This is a genomic window from Microcoleus sp. MON1_C5 (assembly GCF_036701875.1).
Lineage (GTDB): Bacteria > Cyanobacteriota > Cyanobacteriia > Cyanobacteriales > Microcoleaceae > Microcoleus.
The window spans coordinates 28,502-44,020 of the sequence record NZ_JAUBRN010000020.1 but is presented as its reverse complement, the minus strand read 5'-3'; the positions used below and the strand labels follow the sequence as shown (position 1 = coordinate 44,020).

13 protein-coding genes and 1 other RNA gene are annotated in these 15,519 nt (G+C 46.5%); 9 read left to right on the top strand and 5 right to left on the bottom strand.

Features of this window, described 5'->3' with window-relative positions; translation table 11 throughout:
- Nucleotides 1-372 precede the first annotated feature (372 nt).
- Nucleotides 373-2,241 carry an ATP-binding protein gene (locus tag QUA71_RS12260; RefSeq protein ID WP_333285219.1) on the top strand — a complete coding sequence of 623 codons (1,869 nt, stop codon included), beginning with the start codon at nucleotides 373-375 and terminating at the stop codon, nucleotides 2,239-2,241.
- A gap of 362 nt (nucleotides 2,242-2,603) precedes the next feature.
- Nucleotides 2,604-2,870 (top strand): hypothetical protein, encoded by a 267-nt coding sequence (locus tag QUA71_RS12255; protein WP_333285217.1) that lies wholly within the window; start codon nucleotides 2,604-2,606, stop codon nucleotides 2,868-2,870.
- Here QUA71_RS12255 and QUA71_RS12250 read toward each other — a convergent pair.
- Nucleotides 2,860-3,387, bottom strand: coding sequence for an orange carotenoid protein N-terminal domain-containing protein (locus tag QUA71_RS12250; RefSeq protein ID WP_333285215.1), 528 nt, complete (start codon nucleotides 3,385-3,387; stop codon nucleotides 2,860-2,862). The two genes, QUA71_RS12255 and QUA71_RS12250, sit on opposite strands and share 11 nt — an antisense overlap.
- Nucleotides 3,388-3,714: 327 nt before the next feature.
- Between QUA71_RS12250 and QUA71_RS12245 the strand changes: the two genes are divergently transcribed.
- The gene (locus QUA71_RS12245) at nucleotides 3,715-4,080 is read left to right on the top strand and encodes a hypothetical protein (protein ID WP_333285213.1); all 366 of its coding nucleotides are present in this window, start codon (nucleotides 3,715-3,717) and stop codon (nucleotides 4,078-4,080) included.
- Nucleotides 4,081-4,312: 232 nt separating this feature from the next.
- Here the strand turns inward: QUA71_RS12245 and QUA71_RS12240 are convergent, their stop codons facing one another.
- Nucleotides 4,313-5,452: a glycerate kinase gene (locus tag QUA71_RS12240; protein ID WP_333285279.1), complete on the bottom strand. Its 1,140-nt coding sequence runs from the start codon at nucleotides 5,450-5,452 to the stop codon at nucleotides 4,313-4,315.
- A 203-nt stretch (nucleotides 5,453-5,655) separates the two neighbouring features.
- Entirely contained in the window at nucleotides 5,656-5,988 is a 333-nt protein-coding gene (locus tag QUA71_RS12235; RefSeq protein ID WP_333217188.1) for a DUF565 domain-containing protein, read from the bottom strand.
- A gap of 361 nt (nucleotides 5,989-6,349) precedes the next feature.
- Here QUA71_RS12235 and QUA71_RS12230 point away from each other — a divergent pair, with 361 nt between their 5' ends.
- The 4 genes from QUA71_RS12230 to QUA71_RS12215 all read left to right on the top strand — a co-directional run bounded on the left by QUA71_RS12230 (nucleotide 6,350) and on the right by QUA71_RS12215 (nucleotide 10,143).
- Nucleotides 6,350-6,928, top strand: a complete 579-nt coding sequence (locus QUA71_RS12230) for a hypothetical protein (protein ID WP_333285211.1) — start codon at nucleotides 6,350-6,352, stop codon at nucleotides 6,926-6,928.
- A gap of 120 nt (nucleotides 6,929-7,048) precedes the next feature.
- A complete protein-coding gene (locus tag QUA71_RS12225) occupies nucleotides 7,049-9,133 on the top strand; it encodes a glycosyltransferase family 39 protein (RefSeq protein ID WP_333285209.1) in 2,085 nt (694 codons plus the stop codon).
- A gap of 42 nt (nucleotides 9,134-9,175) precedes the next feature.
- Entirely contained in the window at nucleotides 9,176-9,607 is a 432-nt protein-coding gene (locus QUA71_RS12220) for a GNAT family N-acetyltransferase (RefSeq protein WP_333285207.1), read from the top strand.
- 233 nt (nucleotides 9,608-9,840) lie between these two features.
- Nucleotides 9,841-10,143, top strand: coding sequence for a hypothetical protein (locus QUA71_RS12215; RefSeq protein WP_333285206.1), 303 nt, complete (start codon nucleotides 9,841-9,843; stop codon nucleotides 10,141-10,143).
- Between the two features lie 185 nt (nucleotides 10,144-10,328).
- Here QUA71_RS12215 and QUA71_RS12210 read toward each other — a convergent pair whose 3' ends face one another.
- Nucleotides 10,329-11,918 (bottom strand): Eco57I restriction-modification methylase domain-containing protein, encoded by a 1,590-nt coding sequence (locus QUA71_RS12210; RefSeq protein ID WP_190662823.1) that lies wholly within the window; start codon nucleotides 11,916-11,918, stop codon nucleotides 10,329-10,331.
- Complete coding sequence (locus QUA71_RS12205; RefSeq protein WP_190662824.1) at nucleotides 11,893-12,858, bottom strand: XamI family restriction endonuclease; 966 nt, start codon at nucleotides 12,856-12,858, stop codon at nucleotides 11,893-11,895. The genes QUA71_RS12210 and QUA71_RS12205 overlap by 26 nt, the downstream gene beginning before the upstream one ends.
- A gap of 209 nt (nucleotides 12,859-13,067) precedes the next feature.
- Between QUA71_RS12205 and QUA71_RS12200 the strand changes: the two genes are divergently transcribed.
- Together QUA71_RS12200 and ssrA are read left to right on the top strand one after the other, a co-directional pair.
- On the top strand, nucleotides 13,068-14,846 hold the full coding sequence (locus QUA71_RS12200) for a protein kinase domain-containing protein (protein WP_333285201.1): 1,779 nt from the start codon (nucleotides 13,068-13,070) through the stop codon (nucleotides 14,844-14,846).
- Nucleotides 14,847-15,069: 223 nt separating this feature from the next.
- Nucleotides 15,070-15,460: a transfer-messenger RNA gene (gene ssrA, locus QUA71_RS12195) on the top strand.
- Nucleotides 15,461-15,519 lie beyond the last annotated feature (59 nt).

Sequence of the window (15,519 nt, the reverse complement as noted above, 5' to 3'; positions counted from 1 at the left end):
TTAAAAATATCGTCAACTGACTCAGCTAAACTGAGAAAATTTGAGAATGTGTCCTGATTTAGGGTTTTACAGGCTGCACATCATTTTTAAGCATACTCATGTAGCCGCCAACAATGCAAGTTAATTTTTAAGTTATTTTGCGGCGATGCCTGCACGAGCCCGATCGGGACAGGTAAGCTCTCAATGTTTCAACAGTTTAACTAAATTATCTCATTGTCCGCCCGTTGATAGAGGTAAAGATACCACTACCCATATAAATTTAAAGTATAAAAAATTTTGATGCACTTGGCTCGTCAAAATCAATAAAGCTAGCAGCACGAGTCTTTAGCCGGTGTTAGGGCTTAAGTCCAATGCTTATTTATATAACCTGTTATGACTCAGTATCCCGGCAATAAGTCTTTTCAGTCGGAGTTTTCCGGCTCTGAAATCTTACACAAAGTATCTGAAATAACATCCCCCCAACCGCAAGTTTGCGACTGCCAAACTCAGGACGATGGCCTGTGGGAGGCAAATCCTTACATAGTTTGGAAAGCGTATGCCGATGGCTGGGTGAGTTATTTAGGTCCGCGCTGGGAGGAATATACGGGGGTACCAGCAGCAGCAGCTTTGGGTTTTGGCTATCTGGCGCAGATCCACCCAGAAGACCGTTCTCGTCTGTTGGCGAGATCGCAGGCTTCTAAGTTCCCGCCACTAAGTTACGAAATTATATTTCGTCTGCGGACGCGGGAGGGCACTTACCGCTGGAATCTGGCCAGAGCAACGCCCGCTAATCTAGACAGTCAGGAAGTTTTGGAATGGGTGGGAACCTATACAGATATGGACGCGCTCCAACAAACTCAACCCGAACCCCAAGCAGAACCAGAATTGTTGCCCCATCAAGTGCCCTCGGAAGACAATTTCACAGCAGAAAAGTTGTGTGAAGTCGAAACGGTAAGGGACAGCGGGCGGGAGTTGCACGCGATAGATCGGTTTACAAATCTGTTGAGCCAGCGCGCGGGTAGCTTGGGTCAGTTGTTGCAAGGCATTGCGGACGCGACTGTAGAGGCGATCGCAGGAGCGGAATTTTGCCTAGTTGCTCTCCTGGAGTACGATTGCAGCGGCCTCAAACTCACCGCTGTCGGGGGCACGGAAAACTTTGGTAAGGGCAAAACCCCGCACGTGCAAAACAAGCTGCTTTGGAAAGCATTTGCGACGGGAGAGTCTGTACTGTTGCGGTCGGAGTCTGGCGACGGCTTGCTGCCGGCGGCGGCTTGTGCAGCGGCGATCGAGTCCGGGCAAAGCGGGCGTTTGGGTGTGTTGGCCATCGGTAACGGGAAAGACTGCACGGCCATGGACGCCCATACTCAGCAACTGCTGGCGGTGATGGGAAAACAAGCTGCGATCGCGATTAACAGCGCGCGGGCGATCGAAAAATTAAAAAAACAGGAACAGCTTTTAGACTTGCAAAACGAGCTGCTAATTCGTCAGCAGGAAGAACTGGAAAATCAGGCGCGACGCATTCAACAGCAAAAATTGCAACTGCTAGAAGCAGCGAAGTTAAAATCACAATTTTTGGGCATCATGTCCCACGAATTGCGAACTCCCATGAATTCGATTATCGGCTTTTCCCAATTGCTGCTGCGCCAGCACAAACAACTGCTGACCGCCCAGCAAACAGAAATGGTGGGGCGCATTTTACATAACGGCAAAAACCTGCTACTGCTAATTAACGATATCCTCGACCTCTCCAAAATCGAGAGTGGCCGCACAGAATTAAAAATTGAAAAATTTCATTTAGGGCATTTAGTAATGGATGTCGCCCGGGAATTCGGAAATCAAGCCACCGATAAGAACGTGGCAATAGCCGTCAGCGTCTGCTTGCAGGATCAGTTTATAGTTAATGACAAGTCGCGCCTGCGGCAAATTTTGGTCAATCTCGTTTCCAACGCGGTTAAATTCACACATGAGGGCAGCATTTACATTGAGGTGCGGGAATTTAATTGCGATCGGCTAAGTATAACCGTTCGGGATACAGGAATCGGTATCTGTGAAAAGGATGTTCCCCACATTTTCGACAAGTTCCACCAAGGCGACCAAACCACAACTCGCCAATATCCAGGCACCGGTTTAGGACTAGCTCTTTGTGCTTCTTTAGTCAAGCTGATCGACGGTACAATTAGTGCCGAAAGTAAACCCCAAAAAGGTTCGGTATTTCGGATGGAATTCCCGCGTAAAGTTTACCCTAAAAAACTCACTTGCTGACTGAAAACTTTTTTTCTATAACTTCTGAAAAATAGCGCTATATATAGATTATAGGGGAGCATCTGTATGGAAACGCCCAGACCTAAGTCCGGCGCGGGGTGCTTCGACTTTTAATAATTGGTATAAGATTGATGATTAGAGTTCTTGCAAAAGTCAAATTTACCCCCCGCAATTCCCCCCTTATTAAGGGGGGAAACAAGAATAATCCTGCCTCCTCTCCTCCCCTTGAATCAGTAGAGTTTTCCCGATAGGGCGGGTGGAGTGAATGTAGTTCACTCAGTTGAAATGTGCTGTAGCAAGACTTTGTTAAACAGGTATTATATTTACAGCAAATTGCCGATCTCAAGAGTGATGTAAGAATCATGGCGAGCAATTGTTTGGCGATCGATCGCCATGACATACTATCTATACTCATGCAACTAAAAAAAGCAAGTATTAAAACCGGATTTAATATACAAATCAGCGGACACAATGAGGTTTATTTATGTCCGCTAATCATATTAAATTTGGTTTTAATGTCTGCTTTATTCTTCAGTCTGCGGATGACGTTGGGCGAAGCTCAGTCGCTCCGCAGGCTGGGTTTGACTCTCTGCCGCGGTTTGAACCGCCGAGTCTTCTCTAAAGACTAGAAGTTTTCCCTACTTCCGCCTGAGTAGCAATTGGTTTAACATCGGTGTAGCCCATACTATTAGCTACGTCGCGCAGCACCGAAATTTGCTGTTCAAAATCAAGACCTTCAATTTGACCCAACACGCCATTGACAGCCTCAGTTGCCTCATATCCTTCGGGGATATCGACAATTGTTTCCCCCATACCAATAGCCCAAGCATACCAAACCACCAACTGATTGTTAGCAGTTAAAGCTCCGTAAGCGTGAGAATAGGGCGTGTCGTCGCCGTTGACAATACCGCGCATTATATTCAGTTGTTGGTCATGGGAAAGCTTGTAAAAATCATCAAGCAGCATGGGAGCTAATTGTGGGTCGGCGGCGGCGGGAGCGGCTGGTGTAACTGAATCTCCCATTTTTTCATAAACAAAGTAGAGCAGCGCCAGTTTTTCATCTGTACCCAACCCGTTGATTGCCTGAACGATGTTTTGAGTGTCGTTGGAGAGAGAGTGAGGATTGGTCGCGGCGGGTGAGTTCATAAATAAAATTCCTTAAAAATGTTTCCAGAATATATAAGTATCAAGATTTGTAAGTGCAAGTCACCATCCCCTAGAGGTAATACGATTTGAGATTTGAGATTTGAGATTTGAGATTAAACAATGGGGAATGGCTGAGTATGTATGGGTTTGGAGCTTGCCTAAAGTTGCATTATTTTCAGAAAGTGGTGTAATGTTAACACACCACCCTAGAATAAATCATCCTTAAGATAGAAGCCAACGATACATCTGCGGGTAGATGAAAAAGGCTGGGATTCAAGTAATAATTGATACAGTGCATTGTTAAATAAAACTAGCAAGGAGTCGGCTATGTCTGAAATCAATCCAGAAGTCAATAACATTGAAAACTTTGACGCTCAGCAGATCACTGAAAGCGCGGAAGCTGGAGAACAAAAGTTGCCGACCGTTAATGTATCAGCAGACTACGAAGCTTCAAAAGAATTCAGCGTTAGTGACATCGATCGCACGAGTGCCGGCGCCGAAGCTGCAGCCGCTGCAACTGCACCTAAATTTGCTATTCCCGCTCCTACAGAGATCCCACTGCCGGCAGATACAAGCGGCAATCCCGATGCTTTTCGTTCGATGGCTCACGACATTACGCCTTCTGGTACACCGGGCGAAGTTACCGACGATTTGATCCAGAAAGCGCTCGATCTTGGTACTCCTGGCAGTTAATTTAGAAATTCTCCATCCTCGATGCAAAACCTCTGTATTGTAGGGTGCTTATGGCGCGCCTTACCCCTCTAATTCGCGCGTCAAATCACTTTTTGCATAAGTCCTGAATAGTCAAGTGAGTGCACGATAAGCTGCAATACAGAAGGGACACAACAATGTTGTGTCCTTAAAAGCTGCAATAAGGTAGGGACACAACAATGTTGTGTCCTCAAAGCATTAGTTTTAAGTCTTTCTAATGGCTTAATTTTAAGTCGATCGCCCGACAAATTTTGCCGACAGTGCGATCGCCCAAAATTTCAATTACTAAATCCACCCGATCGCCCTCCTCAATGATCGACTTAATAAATAACTCGGGATGCAGCGCTTTCCAGAAATATTCGACAAACCGATTAATTTCAGCTTCTGACATTCCCGACTTCCCCGCCGCCATCATTTCCCGTTCCGCCTGATTGCGCCACACTTGAGAAATGCGATAATCTTGGGGATACAAAACCATCAACCGATCTAATCGGTTCCACAGCGGCAGATAGTCGTGCAGCTTCGCATTCATGTCGCGCGCAAACTGACAGTCGCTTTCTGTAGAAATCGGAAACGGTGCAGCCGCCAAAAACTCGTTTAATTTGGCATCAACCACCGGATTCACACCGACAAACCAACCTTCAAAAAGTACAATATCCGCACCGGAAATAATTTCGGGTTGACTTCTATCTCCTGCACCTCCGTAGGCAGATTTGTCAAACCTGGGAATTTCTATATTTTTAATTATATCCGGTTTGAGGGCATCAGATTTGGGATTGTCAACTGCTGCTAAATCGCGAGTTTGAGAAGCGCGCAACTTGTCTAAAACTGCGATTCCCAAGTCAATATCGTGAGTGCCGGGGGGGCCGCGCCAAATTAAACGCGGGTCTGCTTTTTGGAGTTGTTGGCGATCGGCATAAGTCTTGTAAAGATCGTCTAAAGAAAGGCTGACAGTAGAATATCCCAATTTTCCCAGAATCAGCCTCAAAACTTGGCATAAAGTAGTTTTTCCCGTTCCTTGCCCTCCTAAAATTCCTTGAATTAAAGGACGGTTTAAACTTTGTTTGGCAGTCGATAATTGCATTGCCAGCGGCAGCCAAAGATTCCACAAAGTTTCGAGAAAAACAGTTGACTTTTGCGGGAAAGTATGCAGTTCGTCAAGAATAGAAAAGAATAAATCGGTTTTGCAGCGGACAACATCGGCTGCATTGTCTGGAGTAATGCCAAAAGCGCGCGCTCGCAAATCATCTGCAAGTTCCCAAAAAGCCAGGTGCTCGAAGTCGGGCGCGATCGGGCGATTGCCGGCGTGCCACCGATGTAAAATTTCAACAGGCGTTACAGTCGATCGATCCATCTTCTCAAAACTCTTGATGCCAAAGCGGGTTTTGTACAAATCCTATCTGCAATTGACAAATATTTGACCCCACTCAAAACGGATACAAGCCCCAACTCGGGTCGTGGAGAGTTCAAAAATTCCGACCCTAGTTCAAATTAAGATTTTTTTAAGAGCACGTTTATGTAAATACTATCTACAGCAGACAAATATTTCACCATTTTTTAAGAACCTAGTTTGAAAGCCTCGACAAATAAATTGTAAGTCAGACCAATTTTCAGAGCATTGAGCATCTCCACCCACAAAGAACCTGCCGCAGACCGCGGGCCGCCGTAAACCAGCCAGTTCACCAACTCGGTCAACAACACCAACAGCCCGGCCGCGATAATATCCCAATCGGCAGATTGTCCCGCGATGGTCGAAATAGCTGTTCCCAAAAAAGTGCCGAACAGCAGGCTAATTATCAGGAGCGAAATCCGCCGCCAAGGATTGCTCAGCCACCCTCGGAAGCGATCGCCCAGAACATCAATTAATCTGTTAATTCGGGTATTCTGCATAAAAGTTATACCATTTGAGGTGTAAGATTTGAGATTTGAGATGCGGAATGACTGATGAATATTGGGGTTTGGAGTACGGGGCTATAGTGGCACTCTTTTTTTCAACTGGTATTAAAAGCTAGACCGATGAGTAAACAAATGCCCCTCCCGACCAACTTCAAATTCTTACCGGGGTGAGTATGTCGCCATCTAAAATATAAAATTTAACATCTAAGATGGTATTGAGCGATCGCGGACTTATAGCCGAGAACGCTCAAGTAATTAAGTGTAAGTGTATCTTGTGGCACAGCAGCCCCAGGTTTTACATTAAAAATAGTTAAGACTAATCGGGGTTGCAGCCTATCCCTTAAGCCTAAAATTTATGAATCTTAAAATTTACCAAATCATAATTGGAGTGTGGATCGTCCTAATTACAGGAATGTTTCTAGGACGTTTTGAAATCACTATCTCCAACGGTTCAAATCAGTCGAACGATTGGCCTTCACAAGCCACCGCACATCCCCGCACGCCCCCGGTTCCCCCAGTCTCGACAGCTTCTGCAGGCACCGCCAGCGAGCCCCAGCCCGACTCAACACCAACCCCCCCAGATCCAGAGGAGGAATTGCTTTCCTCAATCCCTATAAATGCTAAGGCCTCCGGCCGTTTGCGCGTCAGCAACCGCAGCGAACACCCAGTGCGAGTGGCCCTGCTGTCGAAACGGCAAGCCAAGGAATCCTACGGCAAACCCGCGCACTGGGATTTTGCGCCGGGGGAAGGCGGCGGCAAGGGACTGATGCTATCGCTGCCGGAGGGCAAGTTACAAGTCAAACGGGGAGACATTCTGGTGGTTTTTGCTCAGGATGGTTCTCGCCGCTACTGGGGGCCTTTCGTCGCCGGGGAGACATCCTCGCCGGCTTGGAACAGCACAGCCGGAGAATGGCAGTTAATTTTGCAGCCGTGAACACTTAGCGGCAGGTGCCGAGATTGTGGTCAAGAAACCCGGTTTATACGGTTTTATTGAGAACGATGCGGCTATGTGAGTTAACCTCACATAGTCGCATCATTATAAAGAACAGGCATTTTGCCTGTTCCACAAAGAGTGAATTTTCTTGTGGTGGGCATCCTGCCCGCCCATGAAAGCCTTGTTGAGAATGGTGCAACATCTCTGTTTAACCGGATTCGATCGAGGTGGGAGTTTCGAGAATGCGAATCTTTCGGTAGACTCTCTATGCGAGCTAAAATTTTAAATCTAAAATCGCAGGAAGTTTGGGTGAAGGAAGTTATTAAAAATTTGTCAGAGTTTAGGAAGCGCCCGATTGCACCAAAGCTGCTGTCTCTGTTGTGGCTGTGCGCGATCGCCTGGGTAGGTTTCTTGTGGAATCTCGGCAACATCGGTTTAGTTGACGAAACCGAACCCTTGTTTGCCGAAGCCGCCCGTCAAATGACGGTGAGAGGAGATATCATCACTCCTTATTTCAACGGCGAAACCAGGTTTGACAAGCCGCCGTTGATTTACTGGCTGATGGCGGTGGCTTACCGCACTCTGGGTGTTAACGAATTGGCCGTGCGTCTTCCCTCGGCTTTGTGCGCGATCGGTCTGACTTGCCTCGGATTTTATACCCTATCGAAATCGAAGGAAGAAGGAAGAAGGAAGAAGGAAGAAGGAAGACAGAATGAGGAAGAAGCCAAGTCCCCCCTCTCGGACACTCTCCCCCTCGGACACTCCCCCAATCTTCCAATCTTTTTTTCTACTCCTTGGATTGGTGCGGCCCTAATAGCTTTAAATCCCCAAACTATTGCCTGGGGACGGACTGGCGTTTCAGATATGCTATTAGTCGGTTGTATGTGTTCGGCACTACTCGCATTTTTTCTCGGTTACACCCTCGAAGAACAGAGAGAAAAAGCCGAATTTTCTACCGTTTCCGCTTCCCGATTTCCTAATAAGTGGTATCTGACTTTTTACGTACTAATTGCCTTAGCAATTCTGGCTAAGGGGCCTGTGGGAATTGTCGTGCCAGCGCTGATTGTTGGCAGCTTCGGGCTTTATTTGGGAAATTTTCGGCAACTTTGGCGCGAAATGCGTCCGGTGTCGGGAATCTTGATTATTCTGGCGATCGCCCTGCCTTGGTACATTTTGGTGATTGTAGCCAACGGTCAAACTTATATTGACAGCTTTTTTGGCTATCACAATTTCCAGCGTTTTACTGGAGTAGTCAACAAGCACTCGGCGCCTTGGTATTTTTACTTTTTTGTAGTGCTAGTTGGTTTTGCACCTTGGTCGATTTATTTGCCTGTGGCGATCGCCCGCACCCGTTTTTGGCAGCGCAGTTACTGGCGTCGTCAACCGCGATCGGCTCAGTTGAGTTTATTTGCCTTATTTTGGTTCGGCTGCCTCTTTGGCTTTTTCACGATCGCCGTGACCAAATTGCCCAGTTATGTATTGCCTTTAATCCCCGCCGCTGCGATTTTGGTAACGCTGCTGTGGAGCGATATTATTGCAGGTAACGAACCTGAAAACAGGCGGATAAAGTTAGAAAAAAAACCGAATTCTTTACCGCGAGGGCTGTTAGCTACATACATTTTCAATGTCGTATTTTTATTAATTATAGCCGGAGCAACTTTCTACTGCTACAACTGGCTGGGAGACGACCCGGCAATGCCCAATTTTCCCCAAGCAATTCAGCAGTCGGGATTGCTGATTGTCGGCGGTACGATTTGGATAATTACAGCGGTGGCGATCGCACTTTTACTTTGGCAGCGGCAACAGCGCTGGATTTTGGTTGCTAACTTCATCGGGTTAGTAGCATTTATCATCTTTGGTCTTACTCCCGCCTACAAAGTGGTCGATATCAACCGCCAGTTACCTCTGAGACAGTTAGCACAGGTTGCGGTTCAACAAAAACTGCCAGGGGAAGAGTTTATTATGGTTGGTTTCTGGAAACCAAGTCTGGTTTTTTATACCCAAGGGCCAGTGACTTACAACGGATCTGTCACAAAGGCGATCGACTACATTAAGGAATCTAAAAACCCAACTTCTCCCTCTATTTTGTTGCTGGGATATCCCGACAAATTTGTGCAATTAGGATTGCAGCCCAATCAATATCAATTGTTGGACAGTCGGGGCGCTTACCAACTCGCCAGGGTTCCGAGACAAGCGTTTCAATAGTGCCTATAGTGTGATCTCATACTTGTTAAACAAGGTAGAAAAATGATTACAACTAAGAATCTTCAACTACTTGCCGTCGAAAGGATTCACATAGAAGCTTTCTTACGAAGTAAAAGCGAGCTTGCAGCAATTTTAAATGTCATAGTGCCTAATAGCTGGCCTCTTTTCCCGGAAGCATTTTCCCTCCCTGCTGACGAAGCTTGCGAATCCAATCCGCCTCCAACTGACTGGCACAACTACTTCTTTATTCATCCAAAAAATCAAGTGCTTGTCGGCAATGGAGGTTTCAAAGGCTCACCTGATGAGTCGGGGACTATAGAGATAGGTTATGAAATTGCTTCCGAATATTGGAATCGCGGATTTGCAACTGAGGTGGCACAGGGAATGATCGATTATGCTTTCGCTCACGAGGAGGTGAAAGCAGTCACCGCCCACACTTTAGCTGAAAAAAATGCCTCGAATAGCGTGTTGTAAAAAGTGGGAATGAAGTTCATTGCAGAGGTGGACGATCCTGAAGAAGGCAAGATATGGCGATGGCAAATAAGCAGGGATGAATATCATCCGACTTGAACTGTAACGCCGTTTCGCTGTTTAAGCCACTGGTTTTGGCGGTAATTTGAAGGTTCTCGGTTGGAGCATTAAATCTGGCAGATTGAATAAAAGCTATAATCTAGTCACTACCTAAAACCCGAAGCTAGGAGCCTACAATGGTTTCAATTCTCAACAAACCCTCCTCGTTAATCCATGAGATTTGCCTTGAAAAAGTCGATCGGTGGAAGTTGTTCAAATTGAGTGAATCGCTCCAACAGCGCATGGAACAATTGTTAGAGAAGAAAAAGGCAGATCAACTAATGGCAGAAGAGGTAGCGGAACTCGACGCCATTGGGGAATTAGATCGTATCTTTACCCACATCAATGCAATGATGGCGGCTCAAGATGTCAATCAGTGCTCCGACGAGAGAGGCGGTTCGAGAAAGAGCAAGCTATTGCTGCGCCAAGAGATACTCTAATAAGGTATGATGTTGGATTTGCGGTACGATTTACTCGACTTAGAAACATAACTTTGGCGAAAGTGCGGTATGCTCTATCAATGAGAGTGTTATACCGCAGTTGTGGCCTAACGGCAAAGTTGAGTCGCTGCCGATCACCTTTGGTACTCACAGATAACCTCTCGGCGGTCGCCTCCAGCGATTTGTTAGGTGTGTGTATGGCTAGAGTTTTCTAGAACTTTCAGCAATATATCGGCTGGTGCATTTGCCAGTTCTCTGGGCTCCAGCTTGTGCAACCCATCTCCATAGACACGCCCTTCGTAAACTAGGCTTTGCATAGGGATCGAATTTAAGGCGTTCCAAACCAACTTTAACAGTTTAGGATTGGCTGCCAGAAGAGTTGCTAATTCTTGCCTAGGATACATCATGAGATAGACATTGGGAGCTATGGCTTTGGAGTGGTTAAGAATGAAGCGAAAGGGTTTACCATGCTTGGATTGATATCGTCCCATATATGTACATAAGAATTGCGTAGGCTGTCGGGTTTCCTGCAAGTACCATAACGATCGATGCTTACACAAATAACGTTCTGGTATTCCAGCATCTACACCTTGCTGAAGGTAACTCCAAACAGAAGGATGGTTAACGCATAATTCCTCTGGTGGCAGTTTGCAAGTTAGCAAAAAAAGTTGGCGTTCCAAACTCGGATTTCCTTGTCCATCTGCCAATATTTCATCTTCTGGTAAATGTCGAGGACTAGGCAAGATTGGGGTTAAAAGTTCAGAGGGAAGGCTAAGTTGATTAATCTGTTCAGGTGTAAGAATAAAAAATTTATTGGCTCCCGTAGCAACTCCTCGCTTAATCTCAAATAAATCAGATAACTTGACCTCAGATTTAATCGGTATTTTTTGAATATCTGAAATTACGGCTCTGCTCCACTTTGGGATTTTCTGTAATAACTTTGATGAAACCTTTTTTGAAAAAATTGGATTACTAATACTTCTTCCCGAAGTAAATTCTACACAATGTTCATGAGTTGGTTTGGTGTTCCTAATCCAGATAACTGATGTAGATACAAGAACACCATCAAATTGCAAGTCATCAGGATCAAATCGATGTACTCGTATCAACGTGACTTGATTTAACAAGTAATCTTTGATTTTAGATCCATAATTCACATCCATAAACTCAGAAGGGATTAACCAGGAAGCTAATCCCTTCTGTGACATCCATGTGTGTGATGCCAAGAGAAAATAGCAATAAAGACCTGCTAAACCACTTAATTGAATGCCGGTAGCTTTTATTCCTAGTTGTTGGAGATTTTTTTTCTTTTCACCTGACAAATAATGGTGTCTTACGTAGGGCGGATTACAAATCAGAAGATTGAATCTAAAATCTTCTTTCTCAGATGGCTCAACTTCCGTGAAATCTGCAATTTTTAGTTGTAAAGGAGTATTAGCCCACAGTTGAAGTGTTGTCTCGGCATAAATTTTATCAATTTCATAGCCCACAGCACTCTCAATTTGTTCAATGGGAAATGATTGCAACAAAGCAGAATAGAAGGAGCCAGTACCAATTGCTGGATCTAAAAAACGAATTTTTTCATTGGATGGAAGTAGAGACTTAGAGTAATCGAGAATTTCGACCGCAAGAGAGTTGGGTGTGGCATATTGCCCTAATTGATTACGATCCGTAGCACTTTTAGAAGCATTAAGTCGATTTTGCTCAATCAGCCTTTTAGCCTCAATCAAGCCAATGTTATGAGTTTGCTCATAATCCAAATTCTGCAAAGTCATCTATACGGTGCTCCCAAACCCAATCTATACCTTCTGCAGCTTCGTAGCCCAAGTAGCCACTGTCAAAGTAGCCACATAAGAATAGAACAAACTCAATTATGTTTCCATATGTTGCCTGTAACTGCTGTACTTTTCGGGCTTCTTCTTTTCGCCGTTTGTTGACATTTGTAAAGTCGCCTGCTGATTTTGCTTCTACCAGTAAGGGTCGATCTCCACTTTGAGCAGTTTTACGCATAATGACCACATCAACAGGGATATTGACAGTCTTACCACTCTCGTCTGACAAGTTGACAGGAATATTTAATCGAAAACTGTATGTGCCTGGTGGCATTTTATCAAATCGCACTCGTTGAGCAGCAGGCAATAGACGATAACCACGCCCGTCCAGCCAGGCTGCTATCTCTCGTAATTGCCTCGTCTCTTGAGCATTACGAACGATGGGATCTGCTGATGAACCACACAAACGATCTGCGACGATGGTTGCTGCGCGATAAATCTCACTTTCTGTTGGTGTTTGGTTCGTATCCAGCCAAGTGAAAATATCCCGATCTGCCAACCTCAACACAATGTTGGTGATTTTTCCCAATTCTTCATCAAGACGAGGGCTTGTAAGGCGAACAGGTAATTTTCCGGCAACCTCCATACGGTCTACAACACTTTTAGATATACCAGCCAGCCCAATGAGCCGATCTCTGGCAATCGGTGGACAGGTACACATTCTTAGAGTGGGGAGTACACCTGGATTCTGTCGCAGAATCTCTGGCTGCAAATTTTTGAGGTTATTGGTAGCTTGTAGGGTTGATGCCACAACCTCGGTAACCTTAACACGGGTTTCACGAAATGCCTGTGGTGCAAAATTTATGAACCAACTGTTATACATATTCACAGACTGAGCTACGTCTGCTTTCCAACGGTCGGGTTTATCGCGATTTACAGCCATTCTATCTTAACAGGGATATTCGCTCCTACTTTACCCCATTAGTGACAACTTAAGACTTAATTTCATTTGTCAATCACTAATATTAATCAAAAAAACTGCTTTTCCGCAGAATTTGTTAGTCCAGGTGCGCTCCAGCAATAATCCAATCCGATCGCCCACGATACGTGCCATAATCAGCGATATTATCTGGTACGCGATCGCCTGAACCTATGGATGCGCTAATCGGCAAAACTTTACAGGGTGGAAAGTACACCCTCGAACAAGAATTGGGAAGAGGCGGCTTTGGAATAACTTTCAGGGCAAATCACCGCTATTTAGGACAGCCTGTAGTCATTAAAACCCTCAACGAATCTCTGCGGCAGCAACCCAATTTTGCTGAGTTCGATCGCAAGTTTCAAGACGAAGCGAGGCGGTTGGCTTCCTGCGTTCATCCGAATATTGTCCGCGTCAGCGATTTCTTTGTGGAAGACGGGCAGCCTTACATGGTGATGGACTACATAGCCGGTCAGAATTTGGGCGATGTAGTCGGTTCAAATAATCCGCTGCCAGAAAATCTTGCAATTCTCTACATCACTCAAATTGGCGCTGCTTTAAAAGTTGTTCATCAAAAGGGTTTGCTGCACCGAGATGTCAAGCCGCAAAACATTCTTTTGCGCCAAGGTACTCAGGAAGTTGTGCTGATTGATTTTGGCATTGCCCGCGAGTTTACTCCCGGTGCAACCCAAAGTCACACTAATATGGTGTCCGATGGCTACGCGCCGCCAGAACAGTATTTTGCCCAAGGAAAATATACGCCCGCAACAGATGTTTACGGTATGGCGGCGACGCTTTATACTCTGCTGACAGCACAGGTGCCGGTGGCTGCAATTTTGCGTACCAGCCAGCCGATGCCTTCACCCCGCGACTTGCAGCCTCAGCTAAGTGCGACTGTCAGCTCTGCAGTGATGCGGGGGATGACGGTAGAGGCTCAAAATCGCCCTGCTAGCGTGGATGAGTGGCTGTCGCTGTTGCATGGGCAGGGGGGTGCAGCGTCGCCGAGCACCGGGCCGACGGTGGCGGTGATTCCGGGACACGGGCCTCAGTCGCCTGCGGGTTCCAGAACAGCGCCTGCTGTGGTGTCTTCTGGGGAAGGCAACCGCAAGGTTTGGTGGATTTTGGGGTTCGTGGCGATCGCACTTATTGTTGCAGGTTTGGTCGGGATTGCTAGGGTTTTCCTCAACCGGCCGTCTTCGGAACCCGCACCGGTAGCCCAGGACGATCGCACTTCGGCCCCTGCAGATCCAGACGCGCGCTCACGCCCCGCACCAATTCCCGCGCCGACATCAACGCCAGCGCCGACTCCCAGAGAAACTCCAGCGCCGGCTGCTGAAACTCCAGCGCCGACTGCCAGAGAAACTCCAGCGCCGGCTGCTGAAACTCCAGCGCCGGATGCTGAAACTCCAACACCAGCCCCAGCGCCAACACCAGCGCCTTCTCCGGAAGCTGTCGAACCCACACCAACGGAAAAACTTGTTGACAAAGAGTTGCCGCCAGATCGATCGCCCGCACCCAGCGAACAACCGACAACCAATTATCAGAAGACTCCCACAATCCCTGGGTATGCGGTTGGTACGCCGGAAACTCAGATTTTATCCGAATTGGGAGAACCGACTGACTCTCAAGCCCGGGGCTATTGGCCGAATACTCGCACCGCACTTTACGAAATATTGCCCAATCGGATTACTCTCGGCTATATTTACGATCGCGATTCGGGCGAGCTAGTACAAACAGAGGGTTCTTTTGCCCAGTCGGTGGACGATTTGGTAGTGCGAACCGCCTTAAACGGGATGGTGGGCGGCGCCAGCGGGGAGATTTTGCAAGGCTTGGGCGACGTGCAGCAGCGCCGGAGTAATCGGTTTACGTTTAGGAAGGGTTCGCTCGAAGGGATGATCGAACGCAACGAGCGCGATCGGATTTACATTGGCGTCTGGGACGACAACTTGCATTAAACTTGGCAGCGGTGACATCCTGCACCCTTGTCAATAAACCTGGGCGGGCAAGATGCCCACCCCACAGGAAAACTTAACTCTTGTGGAACAGGCCCGAAAGCCTGTTCAAGAAAATGGTGAAAGATGTAAATATTCCAGACTCAGCTTTGTGCCAAAATCCAAAATCTAAAATCGGTTGACTTGACGCAACACGAAATATTGTCTATCATAAAAGAACACACGAGGGGCTGTAATGGTTTCGACAGGGTGGCGAAAGCTGCTCCGTGATGCAGGTCGAGAGGGAGTCTACTCTCGTTAATATCGGCTCAAAAAAAATAGTAAATGCGAACAACATCGTTCCTTTCGCTCGCAAAGCCGTAGCTGTAGCCTAAAAACTTCTTGAGCTTGGTTTAGAGTGTATGCCACCTCACTCCGTTAACGGTAGCATAACAACCCCCAACGGATGCCCTAGCTAAACGTTTCTAGTCGGCTAGCTAGGAAAGCAATCACTAGAAAATCCCCCCATTTGGGATAAAGATGGTTCCCGCCCTGAGGATTAGAAGGGATAAACCTGTGAACGATCGGAAGGTAAATACCCGCTTTGGACGGCAGTTCGATTCTGCCCAGTTCCATAAAAAAAGTGACGTAAAATCAATGGTTTAAGCCATTTGAAAGTTACTTTAAAGCATTAAAA

What these genes read in the sequence shown, in the direction of transcription:
- QUA71_RS12260 (WP_333285219.1), top strand. Translation starts at nt 373, where the DNA reads ATGACTCAGTATCCCGGCAATAAGTCTTTTCAGTCGGAGTTTTCCGGC.
- QUA71_RS12255 (WP_333285217.1), top strand. Translation starts at nt 2,604, where the DNA reads ATGGCGAGCAATTGTTTGGCGATCGATCGCCATGACATACTATCTATA.
- QUA71_RS12250 (WP_333285215.1), bottom strand. Translation starts at nt 3,387, where the DNA reads ATGAACTCACCCGCCGCGACCAATCCTCACTCTCTCTCCAACGACACT.
- QUA71_RS12245 (WP_333285213.1), top strand. Translation starts at nt 3,715, where the DNA reads ATGTCTGAAATCAATCCAGAAGTCAATAACATTGAAAACTTTGACGCT.
- QUA71_RS12240 (WP_333285279.1), bottom strand. Translation starts at nt 5,452, where the DNA reads ATGGATCGATCGACTGTAACGCCTGTTGAAATTTTACATCGGTGGCAC.
- QUA71_RS12235 (WP_333217188.1), bottom strand. Translation starts at nt 5,988, where the DNA reads ATGCAGAATACCCGAATTAACAGATTAATTGATGTTCTGGGCGATCGC.
- QUA71_RS12230 (WP_333285211.1), top strand. Translation starts at nt 6,350, where the DNA reads ATGAATCTTAAAATTTACCAAATCATAATTGGAGTGTGGATCGTCCTA.
- QUA71_RS12220 (WP_333285207.1), top strand. Translation starts at nt 9,176, where the DNA reads ATGATTACAACTAAGAATCTTCAACTACTTGCCGTCGAAAGGATTCAC.
- QUA71_RS12215 (WP_333285206.1), top strand. Translation starts at nt 9,841, where the DNA reads ATGGTTTCAATTCTCAACAAACCCTCCTCGTTAATCCATGAGATTTGC.
- QUA71_RS12210 (WP_190662823.1), bottom strand. Translation starts at nt 11,918, where the DNA reads ATGACTTTGCAGAATTTGGATTATGAGCAAACTCATAACATTGGCTTG.
- QUA71_RS12205 (WP_190662824.1), bottom strand. Translation starts at nt 12,858, where the DNA reads ATGGCTGTAAATCGCGATAAACCCGACCGTTGGAAAGCAGACGTAGCT.
- QUA71_RS12200 (WP_333285201.1), top strand. Translation starts at nt 13,068, where the DNA reads ATGGATGCGCTAATCGGCAAAACTTTACAGGGTGGAAAGTACACCCTC.